The sequence below is a fragment of the Halopseudomonas sp. Lyrl_26 genome (genome assembly GCF_051948695.1).
In the GTDB taxonomy this organism is placed as follows: Bacteria; Pseudomonadota; Gammaproteobacteria; order Pseudomonadales; family Pseudomonadaceae; genus Halopseudomonas; species Halopseudomonas formosensis.
Map to the genome: position 1 here is coordinate 332,689 of NZ_JAYJLH010000001.1, position 19,985 is coordinate 352,673.

General features: G+C 66.0%; 19 protein-coding genes. 11 read left to right on the plus strand and 8 right to left on the minus strand.

What is annotated here, in order from left to right; translation table 11 throughout:
* Window positions 1–28: 28 nt before the first annotated feature.
* Both VF673_RS01670 and fliK read right to left on the minus strand, forming a co-directional pair.
* Entirely contained in the window at window positions 29–325 is a 297-nt protein-coding gene (locus VF673_RS01670; protein WP_440290648.1) for an EscU/YscU/HrcU family type III secretion system export apparatus switch protein, read from the minus strand.
* Window positions 325–1,962 carry a flagellar hook-length control protein FliK gene (fliK, locus tag VF673_RS01675; protein ID WP_440290649.1) on the minus strand — a complete coding sequence of 546 codons (1,638 nt, stop codon included), beginning with the start codon at window positions 1,960–1,962 and terminating at the stop codon, window positions 325–327. Before fliK ends, VF673_RS01670 begins: the two co-directional genes overlap by 1 nt.
* 149 nt (window positions 1,963–2,111) lie before the next feature.
* Here fliK and ccmA point away from each other — a divergent pair, with 149 nt between their 5' ends.
* The 9 genes from ccmA to ccmI are packed head-to-tail and all read left to right on the plus strand — an operon-like array spanning window position 2,112 to window position 9,040.
* Complete coding sequence (gene ccmA / locus VF673_RS01680; protein WP_235818596.1) at window positions 2,112–2,747, plus strand: cytochrome c biogenesis heme-transporting ATPase CcmA; 636 nt, start codon at window positions 2,112–2,114, stop codon at window positions 2,745–2,747.
* Window positions 2,747–3,418 (plus strand): heme exporter protein CcmB, encoded by a 672-nt coding sequence (ccmB, locus tag VF673_RS01685; protein WP_273123242.1) that lies wholly within the window; start codon window positions 2,747–2,749, stop codon window positions 3,416–3,418. The genes ccmA and ccmB overlap by 1 nt, the downstream gene beginning before the upstream one ends.
* Window positions 3,419–3,437: 19 nt before the next feature.
* Window positions 3,438–4,181 (plus strand): heme ABC transporter permease, encoded by a 744-nt coding sequence (locus tag VF673_RS01690; protein ID WP_320330745.1) that lies wholly within the window; start codon window positions 3,438–3,440, stop codon window positions 4,179–4,181.
* Window positions 4,178–4,345, plus strand: a complete 168-nt coding sequence (gene ccmD / locus VF673_RS01695) for a heme exporter protein CcmD (protein WP_090538490.1) — start codon at window positions 4,178–4,180, stop codon at window positions 4,343–4,345. The genes VF673_RS01690 and ccmD overlap by 4 nt, the downstream gene beginning before the upstream one ends.
* On the plus strand, window positions 4,346–4,810 hold the full coding sequence (gene ccmE / locus VF673_RS01700; RefSeq protein WP_090538491.1) for a cytochrome c maturation protein CcmE: 465 nt from the start codon (window positions 4,346–4,348) through the stop codon (window positions 4,808–4,810).
* 12 nt (window positions 4,811–4,822) lie between these two features.
* Window positions 4,823–6,802 (plus strand): heme lyase CcmF/NrfE family subunit, encoded by a 1,980-nt coding sequence (locus tag VF673_RS01705; protein WP_440290650.1) that lies wholly within the window; start codon window positions 4,823–4,825, stop codon window positions 6,800–6,802.
* Complete coding sequence (locus VF673_RS01710) at window positions 6,802–7,377, plus strand: DsbE family thiol:disulfide interchange protein (protein WP_440290651.1); 576 nt, start codon at window positions 6,802–6,804, stop codon at window positions 7,375–7,377. Before VF673_RS01705 ends, VF673_RS01710 begins: the two co-directional genes overlap by 1 nt.
* A complete protein-coding gene (locus VF673_RS01715) occupies window positions 7,374–7,844 on the plus strand; it encodes a cytochrome c-type biogenesis protein (RefSeq protein ID WP_090538494.1) in 471 nt (156 codons plus the stop codon). Before VF673_RS01710 ends, VF673_RS01715 begins: the two co-directional genes overlap by 4 nt.
* Entirely contained in the window at window positions 7,844–9,040 is a 1,197-nt protein-coding gene (gene ccmI, locus VF673_RS01720) for a c-type cytochrome biogenesis protein CcmI (protein WP_090538495.1), read from the plus strand. The genes VF673_RS01715 and ccmI overlap by 1 nt, the downstream gene beginning before the upstream one ends.
* A gap of 49 nt (window positions 9,041–9,089) precedes the next feature.
* Here ccmI and VF673_RS01725 read toward each other — a convergent pair whose 3' ends face one another.
* From VF673_RS01725 to VF673_RS01745, 5 genes are all read right to left on the minus strand, one after another.
* Window positions 9,090–11,582, minus strand: coding sequence for an acyl-CoA dehydrogenase (locus tag VF673_RS01725; RefSeq protein WP_440290885.1), 2,493 nt, complete (start codon window positions 11,580–11,582; stop codon window positions 9,090–9,092).
* 100 nt (window positions 11,583–11,682) lie between these two features.
* Window positions 11,683–12,093 carry a PA2817 family protein gene (locus tag VF673_RS01730; RefSeq protein ID WP_440290652.1) on the minus strand — a complete coding sequence of 137 codons (411 nt, stop codon included), beginning with the start codon at window positions 12,091–12,093 and terminating at the stop codon, window positions 11,683–11,685.
* A 236-nt stretch (window positions 12,094–12,329) separates the two neighbouring features.
* Window positions 12,330–14,642 (minus strand): ATP-dependent DNA helicase, encoded by a 2,313-nt coding sequence (locus VF673_RS01735; protein WP_440290653.1) that lies wholly within the window; start codon window positions 14,640–14,642, stop codon window positions 12,330–12,332.
* A complete protein-coding gene (locus VF673_RS01740) occupies window positions 14,639–16,288 on the minus strand; it encodes a VRR-NUC domain-containing protein (RefSeq protein ID WP_440290654.1) in 1,650 nt (549 codons plus the stop codon). The genes VF673_RS01735 and VF673_RS01740 overlap by 4 nt, the downstream gene beginning before the upstream one ends.
* Window positions 16,289–16,357: 69 nt before the next feature.
* Window positions 16,358–18,517: a heavy metal translocating P-type ATPase gene (locus tag VF673_RS01745; protein ID WP_440290655.1), complete on the minus strand. Its 2,160-nt coding sequence runs from the start codon at window positions 18,515–18,517 to the stop codon at window positions 16,358–16,360.
* A 72-nt stretch (window positions 18,518–18,589) separates the two neighbouring features.
* Here VF673_RS01745 and cadR point away from each other — a divergent pair, with 72 nt between their 5' ends.
* Complete coding sequence (cadR, locus tag VF673_RS01750) at window positions 18,590–19,024, plus strand: Cd(II)/Pb(II)-responsive transcriptional regulator (protein ID WP_440290656.1); 435 nt, start codon at window positions 18,590–18,592, stop codon at window positions 19,022–19,024.
* A 3-nt stretch (window positions 19,025–19,027) separates the two neighbouring features.
* Here the strand turns inward: cadR and VF673_RS01755 are convergent, their stop codons facing one another.
* Complete coding sequence (locus tag VF673_RS01755) at window positions 19,028–19,534, minus strand: ankyrin repeat domain-containing protein (RefSeq protein WP_090538501.1); 507 nt, start codon at window positions 19,532–19,534, stop codon at window positions 19,028–19,030.
* Between the two features lie 136 nt (window positions 19,535–19,670).
* On the opposite strand from VF673_RS01755, the gene VF673_RS01760 reads away from it, so the two are divergent.
* The gene (locus VF673_RS01760) at window positions 19,671–19,904 is read left to right on the plus strand and encodes a DUF2789 domain-containing protein (RefSeq protein WP_090538502.1); all 234 of its coding nucleotides are present in this window, start codon (window positions 19,671–19,673) and stop codon (window positions 19,902–19,904) included.
* The last annotated feature ends 81 nt before the right edge of the window (window positions 19,905–19,985 follow it).

Sequence of the window (19,985 nt, forward strand, 5' to 3'; positions counted from 1 at the left end):
CGAGAACCAGACCGCGCAGCTGGCTCCCTCACTTCATCTCGTCCCCATCCGGCCACACAAACCCCTCCGGCACCTTGCCCTTCAGGTGCCAGGCAAAGGCAATGATCTCCGCAATCGTCCGGTACAGCGCCTCGGGTATCTGGTCACCCAGCTCCATGCGCGTGAGCATGCTCGCCAGATCGGCGTTCTCGTAGATGGGCACTTCGTACTCCAGCGCCAGCTGGACTATCTGCTCGGCCAGTTCGCCTTCACCCTTGGCGGTGATGCGCGGGGCTTCCGGGCCGCCGTCGTAGAGCAGGGCAATGGCTTCTCGGGGTTGGCTCATCAGGTCACCTCATCGATCCAGCGTTGTTGCACCGCCTGCTGCGGTTGCGGTGGGCTGCCCCGGTGGCAACTGAGTTCGCCCACTTCCAGTCCGCGGGTCAGAAGACGGTCGCGCAGCTGCTCCAGCTGGCTGTTGACCAGCCTCAGGGTGCTGGCCTGTTCGGCCCAGAACTCGCTGCTGACCCGTCCCTTGTACAGTCGGGCGACCACTTGCAGCGGCCCCAGGTGGTCGAGATTGAAGGCCAGGCGTATCTCCCACTGTGGTGTCTGCTCAGACTGGCGCCGATCCGGTGCCTGCTGTTCGCGCTGGATGCGCAGCTGCACCTGGGTGAACTGCTGGCCATCGCGCAGGGGCAGGTCCAGTTGCCAGACGGTCTGGGTGCTGCCATCGGCAAAGGTCTGCGTCTGGCCCAGGCTCTGGAACTGGTGATGCTGGATGCGTGACAGCAGGGCCGCGGTGAGGCGCAGGAGACCGCCCAGGTCGGCGTTTTCGGTCAGCGCCTGTACGGCCCGGGTGGGCAGGGGAAAGAGTCCCGGCCGCACCTGCAGTGAGGGCTGCCATGGTCCCGGAGGCGGGGCCAGGCTGCGACCGGGGTCCGCCGGCAGATGCTGCTGCAGGGTAATCAGCAGGTTGAGTACGCTGGCCTTGAAGTCGGCGCCGGGCAGCGGTTCGGTGCCCGGCGGGGTGGCCAGACTGGCCAGCAGGGGCAGCAATCGCGTCAGAGGTGGCAGGTTGACTGTTGCCGGCGTGTTCTCGGCAGTGCCCTGGCTGGGAACCGCATTGCCTGTCGACAGCGCCTGCTGCAACTGCTGCAGGCTGGCCTCCAGGAATATACCGCTCTGGCGGATCGCCTGGGCGACCCCGGCCGGGGTCGCCAGATGCTCCGGTGTGGCCACATGCTTGAGCACCTGCTGCATGCCGGCCTGCAGCAGCGGCGGCAGATCGGGCAGGCTGGCCAGTTTCTCCAGGGTACGCAGCATGGGGGTGGCAGGTGCCTGGTCAGGCAGGGTCATGCGCATGCCCTGGAGCAGATCGAGCTGGCGTACCTGCTCGCTGGCGCTGCTCAGGCGCAGGGCGCCATTCTCCACCGCAGCGGTGAGCAGGGTACCCGGGGGGTGCGGACGGCTGCTGTCCAGACTGAGCAGGGCGCCGGCAGCCGGCCCCTGCAGCAGTCGGGCGAGCAGGGCAAAGCGGTTCTGCTCGCCGGCCACTGGCTGGCTTTCCATCACCCGGGCCTGAAGCAGGGTGCCATTGGGGAATAGCTGGGGATCGAGCCGGGTCAGGGTGGGCGGGACTGTACCTGATTCGGCCGGGGGTGCCAGTACCGCCAGCAGGCGCACCGGGCTCAGCGCCTGGACTTTGAGTTCGGTCCCGGCCGGCAGCGGCTGCGGGCTGCGGACGCTGAGCTCAACCGGTGCCGCGCTGGCTCGGGCCAGGCGCAGCAGCAGCTCGAACTGGCCGTCCCGCGGCCTGTTCTGGAGTACCTCGGCGCTGGCGCTTTCACCGGGCGCCAGGGTCGCTGCGGCAATCGGACGCAGAAGCTCCAGGGGCACTGCCGCGGCCGTGGCCGGTGCGCTGGAAGGCCCGGTCCTGAGGCTGTTGAGCGGGATGGATGACAGCTTTATGTCCGGCGTCATGTATGTCACATATTGATGTAAATCAGACCCATATGGGCAGGGGGCCAATGTATAATGGCGCCAGATTGATACGGGTGTTCGATGTACCTGAGTATAGCGGCAGAACACCGGTAAACATGAGTCATCCGCCCCGGCGGTCTGGAGTGAAGGTGAAGCCACTGCCTGTTGAGCTGGATGGTCTGGCGTGCGAGCGTGACGAGCGCGAACTCTTCGCCTCCCTGTCCCTGCGCCTGGAGCCCGGCGAGGTGCTGCAGGTCGCCGGCCCCAACGGGTCGGGCAAGACCAGCCTGCTGCGGATCATGGCCGGGCTGCTGCCACCCTCGGCGGGTGACATGCGCTACGGCGGCAATTCGGTATACCATGGCGCAGGCCGGGAAGACTGGCGCCGGCAGCGGCTCTATATCGGCCATGCACCTGCCATCAAGGGCGCGCTGACCGCCGAAGAGAACCTGGCCTGGCTCTGCGCCCTGAGCTCCCCGGTCGGCACCGAGCAGATCTGGCAGGCGCTGGAGCAGGTCGGCCTGCGGGGATTCGAGGACGTTCCCTGTCATAATCTGTCCGCCGGCCAGAAGCGCCGCGTTGCACTGGCCCGTCTGTATCTTGAACAGCATCCGGTCTGGATTCTGGACGAGCCCTTCACCGCCATCGACAAGGCCGGGGTGACGGCACTGGAAAATCACATCATGGCGCACGCACAGCAGGGTGGGATGGTGATCATGACCACCCACCATGGCCTCGACCATCTGCCCGGCGTGCGTTGTCTGGATCTGGGGCAGGCGAACTGATGCGGCGCATCATCTGGTTGTTGTTCTGCCGCGAATGGCGGCTGGCCTGGCGGCGTCCCGGCGACCTGCTCAATCCGCTGGTGTTCTTTGCCCTGGTGGTGAGCCTGTTCCCCCTGGCGGTCGGACCGGAACCCTCCATGCTGAGGGCCATGGCCCCCGGGGTAATCTGGGTGGCGGCCCTGCTGGCAACCCTGCTGTCTCTGGATGGCCTGTTTCGCAGTGATTACGAGGACGGGTCCCTGGAACAGTGGGTGCTGTCGCCGCATCCGCTGGAACTCATGGTGCTGGTCAAGGTGCTGCACCACTGGATGGTTTCGGGTCTGGCAATGGTGCTGCTGGCGCCGCTGTTCGGCATGATGCTGGCGCTGCCGGCGTCGGTATTGCCGGTGCTGGTCCTGACCCTGCTGCTGGGTACCCCGATACTCAGCCTGCTCGGCGCGGTGGGCGCGGCACTCACCGTCGGTCTGAAGAGTGGCGGGGTTCTGCTGGCGCTGCTGATCCTGCCGCTGTATATACCGGTACTGATCCTCGGTACCGGCGCCATGGATGCGGCCCTGCAGGGCATGCCGGTGACCGGGTTCATGCTGTGGCTCGGCTGTCTGGCGGTGCTGGCAATAACTCTGGCACCCTTTGCCATCGCAGCCGGATTGCGTATTGGAGTAAGTGAATGAATGCTCAGGCGGGTAAGGCATGAAGTGGACCTTCTTCCATAAACTGGGTTCGCCCAAGTGGTTCTATGATATCAGCGGGCGCTGGCTGCCGTGGCTTGCCGTGGCGTCCGTGCTGCTGCTGGCGGTGGGCTCGGTCTGGGGGTTGTTCTTCGCGCCCCAGGATTACCAGCAGGGCAACAGCTTCCGGATCATCTACATCCATGTGCCGGCGGCCTTCGTTGCCCAGTCCTGTTACATCATGCTGGCGGTGGCCGGGGTGGTCAGTCTGGTCTGGCGCATGAAACTGGCTGACGTGGCGCTCAAGTGCGCTGCGCCTATCGGCGCCTGGATGACCTTCGTGGCGCTGCTTACCGGCGCCATCTGGGGCAAGCCGACCTGGGGTACCTACTGGGTCTGGGATGCGCGTCTGACCTCCATGCTGATCCTGCTGTTCCTGTACTTCGGGGTCATTGCCCTGGGGCAGGCGATCAGCAACCGGGATACGGCGGCCAAGGCCACCGCGGTGCTGGCGATAGTCGGCACGGTGAACATTCCGATCATCAAGTACTCGGTGAACTGGTGGAACACCCTGCACCAGCCGGCCACCTTCAAGCTCACCGAGAAGCCGGCCATGCCCGTGGAAATGTGGCTGCCGCTGCTGCTGATGGTGCTGGGCTTCTATGCCCTGTTCACCGTCAGCCTGTTCATGCGCATGCGCCTGGAAGTGCTGCAGCGTGAACACAAGACGCGCTGGGTTCGCGAGGCGCTGGAGAAGATGTCATGAGCGGTCTGAGTGAAATTCTGGGTATGGGCGGGCACGGCGTCTACGTCTGGTCCTGCTACGCCATTACCCTGGTGGTACTGGCGCTGAACGTGGTGCAGCCCTGGCTGGCCCGCCGGCGCCTGGTCAATCAAGAGGCGCGTCGTCGCCGTCGGGAGGTGATGTAAATGCATCCGCAGCGCAAGAAACGCCTGATACTCGTCCTGCTGGTCCTGCTCGGAGTGGGGGTGGCCGTGGCGCTGGCCTTGGGCGCCCTGCGCCAGAACATCAACCTGTTCTACACGCCCACCGAGATCGCCAGCGGCGTCGCGCCGCAGGATGCACGCATCCGTGCCGGCGGCATGGTGGTGGCCGGCAGCCTGAAGCGCTCGGCCGATTCCCTTGATGTGGTCTTCGATGTCACCGACGGCGCCGAGCAGGTGACCATCACCTACAGCGGCATACTGCCGGACCTGTTCCGTGAAGGGCAGGGCATTGTCGCCCTGGGGCGCCTGAACGAGGACCGCGTGCTGGTCGCCGATGAAGTGCTGGCCAAGCACGATGAGGAATACATGCCGCCGGAGGTGGCCCAGGCCCTGGACAAGGTCGAACACATGAAAGTGGATGGCGTCTATACGCCGCCCGCCAACTGATCCGGAGGCCGAATGATTCCCGAACTTGGACAGGTCGCGCTGATCATCGCCCTGGCGGTGGCAGTACTGCAGGCGACCATTCCCCTGTACGGGGCCTGGAAGGGTGACACCCTGGCCATGAGCTTTGCCCGCCCGGCGGCGCTGGCACAGTTCATGTTCGTGCTGTTTGCCTTCCTGTGTCTGATACAGGCCTTCCTGGCCGATGATTTCAGCGTGACCTACGTGGCGCTGAACTCCAACTCGGCGCTGCCCTGGTACTACAAGGTCAGTGCCGTATGGGGCGGGCACGAGGGGTCGCTGCTGCTGTGGGCGATGATCCTGGCGGCCTGGACCTTCGCCGTGGCGATCTTCTCCCGCGATCTGCCGGAGGAGATGTTCAGCCGGGTGCTGGCGGTGATGGGCATGATCAGCACCGGCTTCCTGCTGTTCATGCTGATGACCTCCAACCCCTTTGATCGGCAGCTGCCGTTCTTCCCCGAGGACGGCCGCGACCTCAACCCGCTGCTGCAGGATTTCGGTCTGATCGTCCATCCGCCGATGCTGTACATGGGCTACGTCGGCTTCTCGGTGGCCTTCGCGTTTGCCATCGCCGCACTGCTCGGCGGCCGACTGGATGCCGCCTGGGCGCGCTGGTCGCGGCCCTGGACCATAGTCGCCTGGGCCTTCCTCGGTCTGGGCATAGTGCTGGGCTCCTGGTGGGCCTACTATGAGCTGGGCTGGGGCGGCTGGTGGTTCTGGGATCCGGTGGAGAACGCCTCCTTCATGCCCTGGCTGGTCGGCACCGCGCTGATCCATTCGCTGGCGGTGACCGAGAAACGCGGCGTGTTCAAGAGCTGGACGGTATTGCTGGCCATCGCGGCCTTTTCCCTGAGCCTGCTCGGCACCTTCCTGGTGCGCTCCGGGGTGCTGACCTCGGTGCATGCCTTCGCCACGGATCCCGAGCGCGGCGTGTTCATTCTCGCCTTCCTGCTGGTGGTGGTCGGCGGTTCCCTGACCCTGTACGCGGTCCGTGCGCCCGTGGTCAAGAGCCGGATCGGCTTCGCCCTCTGGTCGCGGGAAACCTTCCTGCTGATCAACAACGTGATCCTGGTGGTGGCCACCCTGATGGTGCTGCTCGGGACCCTGTACCCCATGGTGCTGGATGCGCTGACCGATACCATGGTCTCGGTCGGGCCCCCGTACTTCAATGCGCTGTTCGTGCCGCTGATGGTGGTGCTCATGCTGGCCCTGGGTGTCGGTGGCATCAGCCGCTGGAAGGACACGCCGGTCAAGTGGCTGGTCAGCATGCTGAAATGGGTGCTGGTGCTTGCCGCCCTCGGCGCGGTGGGGCTGGCCATCTGGGTCGGTGATCACCATCTGGCGGTGGGCAGCATGCTGTTTCTGGTGCTCTGGGTTACCGGCAGCGCCCTGCGCGACATCCTCGACAAGACCCGTAACAAGGGTCTGCTGCGTGGCGTGCGGGCTCTGCCGCGCAGCTACTGGGGCATGGTGCTGGCCCACGTGGGTATCGCGGTCTGCGCCGTGGGCGTGGTAGGCGCCAGCCTGTTCGACAGTCAGCGCGACCTGCGCATGGTTCCCGGTGACAGTCTGGAGCTGGGCGGCTACCGCTTCCTGTTCCAGGGCTCGACCCACCGGGAAGGCCCGAACTGGATTTCCGATCAGGGCATCATCGAGGTCTACCGCGGCGAGCGCCGTATCACCACGCTGCGGCCGGAGAAGCGTCTGTATACCGTACAGAACATGCCGATGACCGAGGCGGGCATCCATCCCGGCCTGACCCGCGACCTGTTCGTGGCAATGGGCGAGCCGCTGGATGCGGAGAACAGGGCCTGGGCCATCCGTGTGCATATCAAGCCCTTCGTGCGCTGGATCTGGGGGGGCGGTCTGATGATGACCCTCGGCGGTCTGCTGGCTGCCACCGACAAACGTTACCGCCTGCGGGCACGCCAGCGTCGCACCGCGCCGCAGGCGGCAAGAGTGGAGGCTGTCTGATGCGTCGACCCTGGATGCTGATTCCGCTGATCCTGTTTCTCGGGCTCGCCGGGCTGTTTCTCAAGACCCTGTACGACAAGAAGAACCTGCAGGATCTGGCGATCGATCCCAGCGCCCTGCCGTCGGCGCTGATCGGCAAGCCGGTACCGGCCTTCGCCTTGCCATCCCTGGACGAGCCGGGACGCACCCTGACCGAGCAGGACTTCCGGGGTGAGGTGGCTCTGGTCAACGTCTGGGCCACCTGGTGCCCCACCTGTCGCGCCGAGCATGCGATGTTCAACAAGCTGGCCAGCCAGGGGGTGACCATTCACGGGGTCAACTACAAGGACAACAGCGAGGCGGCTCGGCGCTGGCTGGAGGAGCTGGGCAATCCCTACCAGCTCAATGTCGAGGACCCGCAGGGCAGTCTGGGCATCAACCTCGGCGTGTATGGCGCCCCCGAGACCTTCCTGATCGATGCCGACGGGGTCATCCACTACAAGTACATAGGTGCGGTGGATGAGCGGGTCTGGGCCGATCAGCTCGGTCCTCGCTATCAGGCCCTGCTCAAGCAGGCCTCCGGAGGTCAACCATGAGATGGCTCTGGTTGCTGGTACTGGCGCTGATGGCGCCCCTGGCACTGGCTGCGATAGATACCTACGAGTTCGACACCGAGGAGCAGCGTCAGCGCTTCTATCAGTTGAGCAGCGAGCTGCGCTGCCCCAAGTGTCAGAACCAGAACATCGCCGACTCCGATGCGCCCATTGCCATGGACCTGCGCCGGGAAGTCTACCGGATGCTCAATGAGGGCAAGGACAACGAGGAGATCGTCGATTTTCTGGTGGCGCGCTACGGCGAGTTCGTGCGCTACAAGCCCGCGCTGACGCCGGCCACGGCGATCCTCTGGTTCGGTCCGGCGGCCATGCTGCTGGCCGGTTTCATCGTGCTGCTGGTCATGCTCCGCCGGCGCCAGAAGGCGCTGCGTGAGGCGGCTGGCAAGAGCCTGAGCCAGGACGAGCAACGACGTCTGCAATCCCTGCTGGAAAGAGAAGAAGACAGCTGATGACTGATTTCTGGTTGTATGGTGCGCTGCTGATTCTGGCGGGCATGCTTTTTGTACTCTGGCCGGTGTGGAAAATGCGCCGCCAGAACACGGTGGATCGTACCGCCCTGAACGTGGCCCTCTACGAGGAGCGAGTGGCGGAGCTGGCGGCACAGAAGGCCGCCGGTGAGATCACCCCGGAACTGCACGATATCGCCCTGGAGGAGGCCGGCAAGCTGTTGCTGGAGGACACCGCCCGGGCGGATCAGGAGCGGCGTCCGACCCACAGGGGCAGCCCCTGGCCGATCATTCTGGGGGCCGGCGCCATGCCGCTGGTGGTCATTGCGCTGTACATGAGCTGGGGCAACCCGGACGGACTGCAGCTGCTGCGGGAGATGGAAAACGAGCCGGCGCCGGCCGACATCGTCGCCTACATCGACCGCATGGAACGGGTGACCCGGGTGCAGCCGCAGAATGGCGAGGTCTGGTACATGCTGGGCCGCGCCTATCTGATGCAGCAGCGTCCGGCCGAGGCGGAGCGGGCCTTCGGCAACAGTCTGGCCCGTCTCGGGGAAAGCCCCGAACTGCTGGCCCAGCTGGGCCAGGCGCGCTTCTTTGCCAATGGCAATCAGCTGGACAGCGAAGCACGGACTGCGCTGAATCGGGCCCTGGAGATGAACCCGCGCGAGCCCACCGCGCTGGGCCTGCTGGGTATTTCCGCCTTCGAGGAGGGCCTGTACCCGGAGGCCATCGGCTACTGGGAACGTCTGCAGGCCGGCATGCCGCCGGACAGCGAGGGCTACAGGGCCATTCAGGGCGGCATTGATCGCGCCCGCGAGCGGCTGGGACAGGGTTCGGAGACAGTCTCGCAAGCCCAGGCCGGTATCAGCCTGCGCATCGAACTGGCCGAGGAGCTGGCCGACAGCTACGGCGACGAGGCCGTGGTATTCGTCTCCGCCCGCGACCCCGATGGCCCACCCATGCCGCTGTTCGCCCAGCGACTGGAGCGTGGCAGCCTGCCGGCTGAACTGGTGCTGGACAGTCGTTACGCCCTGATGCCCGGGGTGCAGATGGAGAACGGTCAGCAGCTGCAACTGAGTGCACGCATATCCCCAGACAGCGATGTGCGCAACGCAGCCCATGCGGCGGACAGCCTCGATGTAACCGTGGGCGAGATAGAGGGCAGGGTGACCCTGGTCATCGACCGCAAGCTGTGATCGGGATCAGGGGCCGGAATCCGGCCCCCTGATCCCCGGCCCCGGCGCGTCATGCCGCCGGCGCCGGGCGCATTTCCTCTTTGGAGAAATCATCCACCTCGATTACCGCCCGGCGTGCCTCCCGCGCGTCGCGCACCAGCTTGGCCTCTTCCGGACTGATCACGCCACTTTCCGCGGCGACCGCCAGATAGTCAATGCCTTCGGCGTCCTCCAGCTCGCCGGAGCGCAGGGCCTTGGCCAGTCGCTGTTCGACCGGGTCGGCGAGGAGGATTTTTTCCAGGGTGTCGTTGAGCAGGCCGGTGACATCCTCGGGGTCCCGGTTGACATGGCAACCTTCCAGCAGGCGGTCTCGGGCCGGTCCGGGCGTCATCAGCAGTCGGGCAACATGTCGCCCGGTGCGGTCGCTCGGCGGCTTGAGGCGTCGGCCCAACGGGAAGATGATCACCCGCAGGAGCATCCCTACACCCCGGTCGGGGAAGTTCAGCAGCACTTCGTGCATCGCCTGTTCTATCCGTACCAGCAGGTCCTCCACGCCCCAGCAGAGCAGGGGCAGGTCCTCCTCCGGCTCGCCCTGGTCATGGAAATGCTTGAGACAGGCGCTGGCCAGATAGAGAAAGCTGAGCATGTCGCCGAGCCGGGCGGACAGGCGCTCCCGGCGCTTGAGCTCGCCACCGAGCATCAGCATGCTGACATCGGTCAGGGTGGCGAAGGCTGCTGACAGTCGGCTGAGCTGGCGGTAGTACCCGGCCAGATCAACCTGTTCGGCATACCGGGAGGCGCGGCCGCCACCCGCCCGACGCCGACGGCCCAGATGCTCCGGCGTGTCAGCCAGCAGGCCCCCGGTCAGCCCCAGCAGGAGGCTGCCTGCGGCATTGCCCAGGGCGTGCCCGATATGCTGGTAGAGCAGGCGGTCGAACTCGGCGATCGCCTGCTGCTCATCGGGCAGCTGGGTAGCCATCATCTCGCGCAGCACATAGGGATGACTGCGGATGGCGCCCTGACCGAAGATCATCATGCTCCGGGTGAGAATGTTGGCCCCCTCGACGGTGATGGAAATGGGAATGGACTGATAACCCCGACCCAGATAATTCTTCGGGCCCATGCAGATGCCCTTGCCGCCGTGCACGTCCATGGCATCGTTCAGGCACTGGCGCATCCGTTCGGTGATGTGGTACTTGACCACGCCGGACAGCACCGCCGGTTTCTCGCCGAGATCCACCGCGCCGGCGGTCATGCGCCGGGCCGCATCCATCACATAGGTGTTGCCGCCAATGCGGGCCAGCGCCTCCTGCACCCCTTCGAACTCCCCGATCGGCAGGTTGAACTGGCGCCGGATGCGGGCATAGGCGCCGGTGGTCATGCTGGCCATCTTGGCTGCACCGGTGCCTCCGGCCGGCAGGGAGATGGAACGACCCACCGCCAGGCAGTTCATCAGCATCTTCCAGCCATGGCCGATCATGCTCTGGCCGCCGATCAGGTAGTCCATGGGGATGAAGACATCGGTGCCCGAGTTGGGGCCGTTCATGAAGGCGGCGTTCAGCGGGAAATGCCGGCGGCCTATGTTCACGCCGGGGGTGTCGGTCGGGATCAGCGCCAGACTGATACCCAGCTCCTCCTCGCCGCCGAGCAGACCCTCGGGGTCGTACACCTTGAAGGCCAGACCGAGCAGGGTGGCTACCGGCCCCAGGGTGATGTAACGCTTCTCCCAGGTGACCCGCAGCCCGAGTACCTCCTGGCCCTGCCACTGACCACGGCAGACGATGCCCCGGTCGGGCATGGAGCCGGCGTCCGATCCGGCTTCCGGCGAGGTGAGGGCAAAGCAGGGTACTTCCTGGCCGGCGGCCAGACGGGGCAGATAGTACTGTTTCTGTTCATCGGTGCCGTACTGCATGATCAGCTCAGCCGGCCCCAGGGAGTTGGGTACCATGACCGTGGAGCCGACATCGCCGCTGCGACTGGCCAGCTTCATCGCGATCTGCGAGTGGGCGTAGGCGGAAAAGCCCTTGCCGCCATACTCTTTGGGAATGATCAGGCCGAAAAAGCCGTTGCTCTTGATGAAGTCCCAGACCTGCGGCGGCAGATCCTGCAATTCGGTGGTGATCTGCCATTCGTTGGTCATGCGGCAGAGTTCCTCCACCGGCCCGTCGAGAAAGGCCTGCTCCTCCTCGGTCAGCCGAGGCTGCGGATAACCGAGCAGCCTGTCCCAGTCCGGACGCCCGCTGAACAGCTCACCATCCCACCAGACGGTCCCTGCTTCCAATGCTTCGCGCTCGGTGTCGGAGATGGGTGGCAGTACCTTGCGGAACCAGTGGAACAGGGGGGTGGTGATGCTGCGGCGGCGCCAGTCCGGCATGTTCAGGGGAATGGCGACCCCCAGAAACAGCGCCCAGAGTATCAGGTCCAGCAGCCAGTGCACCGGACCGACCAGGGTCATGGCCAGCAGATAGGCGGCTACAACGACACAGGCATTCAGCAGACTGCTGCGCTTCCAGGCAAGCACAGCGACAATCAGAACCAGGCCCAGCAGCCAGAGCAGGGTCAGCATGAAGCACTCCTTGGGTCATTATTGAAACAACCTCAAGGATAGTCGCTGGGCCGGGGGTGCGCCTGTCAGTACAGGATTTCGCTGCCGGTTGCGTGGCTCAGCTGCGGGCCTGGGACATCAGCAGCTGGCGGGCCTGCTCCCAGTTGAATTCCTCGCCCCGGGCGGTGGCTTCGGCCATGTGTTCATCCAGCAGCTGGTACTGGGCTATCTCCTCATCGGGCATGAAGTGCAGGCAGTCGCCGCCGAAGTACCAGAGCAGGTCGCGGGGGATCAGGTGGGCGACCTGGGGGTAGCGGCTGATGACCTGGCAGATGATCTCCTGGCCATTGTACAGGGCGTCCTGATCACCCGCCTCCAGCTGCGTGATCAGCTCTTCGAAGCGTTCCAGAAACAGCTCGTTGCTTTCCTCCGGTACCTGGGCCATGAGCACGGTCTGGGCCCGCAGGGTGTCGAACAGGCTGGTCAACAGGGCGAGGTGGTAGCGGTGATAGGGCAACTTGGTATTCATGGTAGACTCCTGCAACTGAGGGCGGGAGTCTAGCACCGCCCGTGTCCCGGCGGTACCTTTGCCGTGGAGCAGACGCTGGCCTGTCTGGGCTCGCTGCTGTATCTGGCGCTGATCGGCTCCATCGTCGGCTTTGCCACCTACTTCTCCCTGATCGGGCGCCTCGGCGCCGGGCCGGGCTGATCCTGATCGGCAATCTGGTCATGTTCTACTGCCCCGCCGCCTGAATCGCCAGCAGCCTATTCGCTGAACAGATCGGCCATCCTGCCGGGCAGCATCGGCGGCGCCAGATGGTGCCGTTCCATCTGCCACCACCCCGGCAGCAACTGGCGCACCCGCGGTTGACCGAAGCGGTCATCCAGCAGCCAGAGCACGCCCTGATCCTCCGGGCTGCGGATCACCCGGCCGGCGGCCTGAACCACCTTCTGCAAACCGGGAAACAGGTAGGCATAGTCGTGACCGTGGCCGAACAACTGGTCCATGCGGGCGCGGATCTGTTCGGTAACCGGGTTGACCTGGGGCAACCCCAGGGTGGCAATGAAGGCGCCGATCAGCCGCTCGCCGGGGAGGTCAATGCCCTCACCGAAGGCCCCGCCGAGCACTGCGAATCCCACCTGCCGGCTGTCCCCGGTGAAACTGTCGAGAAAGGCCCTGCGCGCCGCCTCGTCCATGCCTGCGGACTGCACCTGCAGCGGAATGCCGGGCCAGTGTGACTGCAGCAGCTCGACCACCTGCTCGAGGTAGCGGTAGCTGCTGAAAAACGCCAGGTAGTTGCCCGGCCGCTGACGGTACTGCTCGGCAATCAACTGGCAGATCGGCAGCAGGCTGTCGGCCCGGTGCTGGTAGCGGGTGGACAGGTTGCTGACATAGCGGACCTGTAACTGCTCTGGGCTGAAAGGTGACGCCACATCCAGCCAGCGGGTGCCCTCGGGCAGGCCGAGCATGTCCTGCTGATACCGGGCCGGAGTCAGGGTGGCGGAGAACAGGGTGCTGCTGTGCGCGGCGGCAAAACGCCCCCGCAGGAAGGGGGCCGGCAGCAGGTTGCGCAGGCACAGGGTGGACAGCCTGCGGCGTCCATGTCGCCGCAGGCTGATATCGAAGATCGAATGCTCGGAAAAATGCTCGGCCAGGCGGCAGAACAGCAGTGCGTCCAGATAGAAGCGCAGCAGGGCGGCGTCATTATTGCCCTCGGGCTGCTCGGCCAGATGGTCGGTGATGGCACCGACCAGTTTCTGCAGGCTGAGCATGAACAGTTCCGGCAGCTGCGGCTGCACCTGATAGTCCTGCTGCTGATCGCGCACCAGCTGACGCCAGTGGCGCTCCAGTCGGTCCAGCGCCGGGCCCAGGGCGGCTGGCGCGGTACTGCGCAGGCCGTGCAGGCGCTGCTGGTCCAGCTCGGCGCTGTACATGCTGCGTCCGCGCTCGACCAGATTGTGCGCCTCGTCCACCAGCAGGGTCACCCGCCAGTCGTTGACCAGGGTCAGGGCGTGCAGCAGGGCGCTGCTGTCGAAGTAGTAGTTGTAGTCGGCCACCACCACATCGGCCCAGTGGCACAGCTCCTGGCTCAGGTAATAGGGGCAGATGTCATGGGTCAGGGCGATCTCCCGCACCCGCTCCCGGGTCAGCCAGCGCGCCGCCACCGCCACTTGCCGGGCGGCGGGCAGACGATCGTGGAAGCCCCGTGCCAGCGGACAGGACTCGCCGTGGCAGGCCCGTTGCGGATGTTCGCAGGCCTTGTCCCGGGCGATGTGCTCCAGCACCCGCAGGGGCATCTGCGGCTGCCGGGCGTGCAGGGTGGCCAGCGCGTCCAGCGCCAGCTGCCGACCGGGGGTGCGGGCGGTAAGGTAGAACAACCGGTCCAATCGCTGGCCGGGGAAGGCCTTGAGCTGGGGAAACAGGGTGCCCAGGGTCTTGCCGATGCCAGTGGTGGCCTGGGCCAGCAGGGTCTTTCCGTCACGGGTGGCACGGTAGACCTCGGCAGCCAGCTGGCGCTGTCCGGTGCGGAAACTCGGCCAGGGAAACTCCAGTTGCTCCAGGCTGGCGTCCCGGGCCTGGCGGTGCTCGAGCTCCTGCTGCGCCCAGTCGAGGAAGCGCTCGCACTGCAGTTCGAAGAAGGCGCGCAGTTCCCCGGCCCGGAACTGCTCCCGGCAGGCCGTTTCCTTCTGGGTGTTGATGTTGTAGTAGACCACCGCCAGCTCGATCTCCGGCAACTGGCGACTGGCGCACAGCAGCCAGCCATAGACCTTGACCTGGGCCCAGTGCAGGCGACGCTGGTTGTCGGCAATGCGTTCGACCTTGCCGCGGTGGGTCTTGATCTCTTCCAGCCGGTTCAGTACCGGGTCATAGCCATCGGCGCGGCCGCTGACCAGCAGTCCGCGGTACTCACCGCTCAGGGCCAGTTCGCTGAGGTAATGCGTGCCACGTCGGCCGGTCACCACCTGATGCCCGGCAATGCCTTCCTGCGGGCTGGGCGCCGGCGTGAAGCGCAGATCCAGGTCGCCCTCGCGGGCGGTGAAGGCGCACAAAGCGCGGACGGCTACGCGATAGTTCATCGAGTCCATTGGACGTAACAGACCTCCACCGGCATCTGGTGGCGGGCACAGTAGTCCAGCCAGCGGCGCTGGTTGTCCTGCAGGCGATCGCCGGGACCCTTGACCTCGATCATCCGGTAGCGCTGCTGCTGCGGCCAGAACTGGATGAGATCCGGCATGCCGGTGCGGTGGGCGAGCAGATCGGCCAGCAGGCGCTGACACCACAGCTGCAGGTGGCGGGCGGGCAGGCAATGCAGGGCCATTTCCAGCAGTTCCTCGGACAGCAGCGCCCAGTTGACGAAGGGCGTCTGGATACCCTGTTTATGTCGCCAGATATGGCGCAGGTGCTGACGGTAGCTGTCCGATTCCAGTCGGGCCAGGCAACGGTCGAAGGCCTGCCGCCGGCGGCTGTGGAAATCCGGGCTGTGCAGGTCGGCGGGGGCACTGTGGAACGGATGGAAGAAGGCGCCGGGCAGGGGGGCAAAGATTGCCTCCCAGCACAACAGACCGAACAGGCCGGTGATCAGACTGTTCTCCACGTAGTAGACCGGTGCCTGATCGCTGCTCAGGTGCTCGCGGACTGCCAGCTCCACGCCCAGCGGGTGGGGCCCGGGCAGCACCAGGTCGAACCGGGGGCTGTCAGCCTTGCCGGCCACCGCCCTCGGCGGCAGACCCAGCTGGCGGGCGAGCCGGCGCTCGGCGCGCAGCACCAGCTGCATTTCCGCATCGTCCTCGGGCTCGGCCAGTGCCTGCTGCACCAGGGCATGGGCCCGGACGTGGTCGCGGCGCTTTTCCAGTATGCGGATCTGCCGCTGGCGGGCCCCCCGCCAGCCGCTGCGCTGGTACAGAGCAAGGGCGGCATCCAGTTGCTCCTCGCGCTCGAGCTGGCGGGCCAGACTGAATTGCAGTCGCGCCAGGCGGCTGGCCAGCCAGGGGTTGTCCGGGCGCTGTTCGCCGAGCAGCTCGGCCACCTCGCCTGCCGCCATGCCCTCATCCAGCGCCTGGCGGCAGCGGTGCAGATGCCGGTAGCACTCAATGTCCTCTCTACAGTGAAAACCCCGGGAGTCGGGGCCCAGTTCCACCTGCTCGTAACGGAAAATCCCCAGCTGGGCGAGCACGAACTCCTCCCAGCCCTGACCCAGATTGCCGAAAAACATCAGCCGCAGCGTTTCGCACAGCTCGCCGATCAGCAGGGTGAACAGGCTGGCGGTATGCCCGGTGCACCACTGGCTGAAGGGACGCGGCTGTGGCTGGGTGGCGGCCAGCTCGGCAATCAGCTCTGGCTTGCGCCGGCCGGAGCGGACAGTGGCGGCGGGCAGCAGGGCGGCCAGCTCCTCCCGGCGCAGCAGTTGCCCGAGCTGCTCGGCATCCAGCGGCTGGCTGTCACTCAGCCAATCCAGTTCGAGCAGGGGGCCGGCGGCGGTGGGGATGCAGCCGATCTCCGGATAACTCAGCCGGTCACTGCGAAAATGTGGCCCCTTGCGCATGATCAGGCGCACCAGCAGGGCACGGCTGGGCACCGGCAACAGCAAAAACTGGCGTATGAAGTCCTGCTCCTGCGCCGTCAGCAGATCGGCGTAGCGGGTCTGCAGCCAGTCCAGTGCCTGCTGGAAATTGTCCAGGTAGTACAGTGGCGGCGGGTCAGTGGTAATGGGCTGGCTGGGCATACAGTATTGTGGCCGGGGCGGCTGTTCCGGCGCAAGCCGCCGGCGACGAACGCACGTCCTGCGGCCCGGTCAGGAGCGCAGCAGCCGCAGGCCGTTGAAGATCACCAGCAGGCTCACGCCCATATCGGCAAATACCGCCATCCACATGGTCGCCTCACCGGCCAGGGTCAGGGCGACGAAAACGGCCTTGATACCCAGTGCCAGGACGATGTTCTGCACCAGTATGCGCCGGGTGCGCCGGGACAGGCGGATGAAGGCGGGAATGCGCCGCAGATCGTCGTCCATGATCGCCACATCGGCGGTTTCGATCGCGGTGTCGGTGCCGATCGCCCCCATGGCGAAGCCGATGTCGGCCCGTGCCAGCGCCGGGGCATCGTTGATGCCGTCACCGACCATGCCGACCCGCGCCGGCGGCCGGGCCAGGGCGTCGATCTCGGCCAGCTTGTCGGTTGGCAGCAGGTTGCCACGCACCTCGTCGATGCCTGCCTCGGCACCGATGGCGGCGGCCGTGTGCGGGTTGTCACCACTGAGCATCAGGGTGCGCACACCCAGCCGGTGCAGTTCGGCGATGGCCTCGCGGCTGCCCTCCTTGAGCTGGTCGGCCACGGCGAACAGGCCCAGGGCACGCTGCTCGTCACAGAGGATGATCACGCTGCGGCCGAGCCGTTCCAGCTGTCCCAGCTGCTTCTCCAGCGCCGGGGAGCAGAGTCCCTGCTGTTCCAGCAGGCGGTGGTTGCCCAGATGGTACAGACGGCCCCCGATCAGCCCGCAGCTGCCCAGACCGGGCAGGGCGCGGAAGTCGCTGACATCCAGCGGCGGCTGCTTCGCTGCCTCGGCAACGGCGCGGGATACCGGATGGTCTGAGCGGCTGGCGAGGCTGGCGGCAAGGCGCTGGATAGCCTCCGCCGGTACGTCAGGGACCAGGGTATGGAAGTCGGTCTGCTCCGGACGGCCGCGGGTCAGGGTGCCGGTCTTGTCCAGTGCCAGATGGGTGAGGCCGGCCGCCTGTTCCAGATAGCTGCCGCCCTTGACCAGGATGCCGCGGCGTGCGGCGGCGGCCAGACCGCTGACGATGCTGACCGGGGTGGAGATGACCAGCGCGCAGGGACAGGCGACCACCAGCAACACCAGCGCGCGGTAGACCCACTCCGGCCAGGCCCCTCCGAGCAGCGGTGGCAGGATGGCGACCAGCAGAGCCAGGGCAAACACCAGCGGGGTATAGAGGCGGGCGAAGCGGTCGACGAAGCGCTGGGTCGGTGCGCGGCTGCCCTGGGCCTGCTCCACCGCGTGGATGATGCGAGCCAGGGTGCTGTGTCCGGCCAGGGTGGTCACCCGGTATTCCAGCTCGCTGTGCTGGTTGATGCTGCCGGCAAACACCCGGTCGCCGGGTTGCTTGTCCACCGGCAGGCTTTCCCCGGTGATCGGCGACTGGTCGACGGCGGACTGGCCGGCAAGCACCTCGCCATCCAGCCCGATGCGCTCGCCCGGTCGTACCCGCACCCGGCTGTCCAGCGGGACCTCCTTCAGCGGCAGGGATTGCCAGCTGCCGTCGGCCTGCTGCACCAGGGCGGTTTCCGGTGTCATTTCCAGCAGGCCGCGAATGGCATTGCGGGCCCGGTCGAGCGAGCGCGCCTCGATCAGCTCGGCCACACTGAACAGGAACATCACCATGGCAGCCTCCGGCCACTGGCCGATCAGCAGAGCGCCGGTTACCGCAATGCTCATCAGCGCGTTGATGTTCAGATCCAGCTGGCGCAGGGCTATCCAGCCCCGGGCATAGGTACCCAGCCCGCAGAGCAGTACCGACAGCAGGGCCAGGGCAGCCACCGTCCAGTCGGCGGCGGCTGCGGTGAAATGCAGCAGCTCGGCAGCCAGGGCCAGCAGGCCGGCCAGCGCCAGCCGGGCGTATAGCCAGCGCCTGGGTGGGGCGGCGGGCTCCGGTTCGGTGACGGGCAGGGGAGTGAAGCCCAGCCGGCGTATCGCCTGCAGCGCCGGCTCCAGCGCCTCCGGGCTGTGCTGCAGGGTCAGGGTGCGCTCCAGCAGGTTGAAACTCAGTTGCCCGACGCCGTTCATGCCGCTGAGCCGGTCGGTGATCAGCCGCTGCTCCGTGGGGCAGTCCATCTGGGTGATACGCACCGTGGTACTGAGACTGTCGCCGAGGTCGACAGGGCGGTCGGCGGTGGTCGCCGGATCATTGTTCCGGGCAGTGCAGCTACAGCAATCTTTCATGGGACTCTCCTTTTGCTGCCCTTCAATAAACACCCTATAGTGGCTATAGAGTCAAGGGCGGAGGAGCCGGGCATGAAAATAGGCGAGCTGGCGGCACGTACCGGTTGTCAGCCGGTGACCATCCGCTACTACGAACAGGCGGGGCTGCTGCCGGTGCCGCCGCGCAGCGAAGGTAACTACCGGGTCTATACCCGCGCCCATGAAGAACGCCTGTTGTTCATCCGCAATTGCCGGGCGCTGGACATGTCCCTGGACGAGATTCGCCAGCTGCTGGACTACCAGGACAACCCCAGCGGTGATTGCAGCGAGATCAATGCGCTGGTGGAGGCACACATAGAGCATGTGTCGAGCCGCATCAAGGTGCTGCAACAGTTGCAGGACAAGCTGGTTGCACTGCGTCAGCGCTGCGCCGGGGCCGGGCCGAGCTGCAGCATATTGCAGGAGCTGACCGCAGGGGAGCCGCATGTCAGCCAGGACAGCGACTCCCACGTCGGCCACAGCCACTAACGGCTATTGTCCGCCCAGCAGTCTGGCTGCATCTGCGGCGCCCATGGCCATGGCCAGCTTCAGGGCGGTATTGCCTTCGGCATCGGTTACAGTGGGGTCGGCCCCGACCTGCAGCAGACGCTGCAGTATCTCGGTACGCTCGAACATCGCTGCATACATCAGCGGCGTCTTGCCGCCCGGTGTGCAGCTGCTGGCGTCGGCGCCGTATTCGAGCAGCAGCTCGACCATGGCCTGATCACCCTTGAAGATGACTCCGGCAAGCGGCGTCTGGAAGCGCAGATTGGCCAGCTCCGGGTCGCCGCCGTGCTGCAGTATCAGGCGCGCAGTATCCGGATGACCGTTGTAGCAGGCGAGCATCAGCAGGCTGTCGCCCTTGCTGTTGCACAGGTTGGCCGGCAGACCGGCCTCCAGCAGTGGTTGCAGGTCCTCTGCGGCGCCATGGCGGGCCATATCGAAGACCCGCTCGGCAAAGGCCAGGGTTGCGTCATCCAGTGGGGGTTGCTCGGCCATCGGTCTGCTCCAGCGGCGGGGTGAAGAGCCATTGTGCATGGAACAGGGGCTGTGGTCATCCCGGTTCCTTGAACACAGCCCCCGGCTCGATGGTCACAGCAGGTAGACCTGTAAACTGACCCAGGAGGTTATCAGCATGGAACTACCCAATCAGGACCTGCCCGCCCTGTTCGACCAGCTCGGGCTGCCCTCGGACCACGAGGCGATCGAGCGCTTCTTCGCCACCCACGCTCTGCCCCAGGACGTGAAGCTGGTGGATGCTCCCTTCTGGACGCCGGCTCAGTCGGCCTTCCTGCGCGAGCAGTTCCAGCGGGATGCGGAGTGGGCGCCCGTGGTGGATGAGCTCAATACGCGTCTGCACGAGCAATAGCGCCCCCCATACCCGAGCCTGGCGCGTTTTTCAGCGGCAGCGGAATCTGGCATGATGCCGATTCCGCTGCCCGTGCTGGCG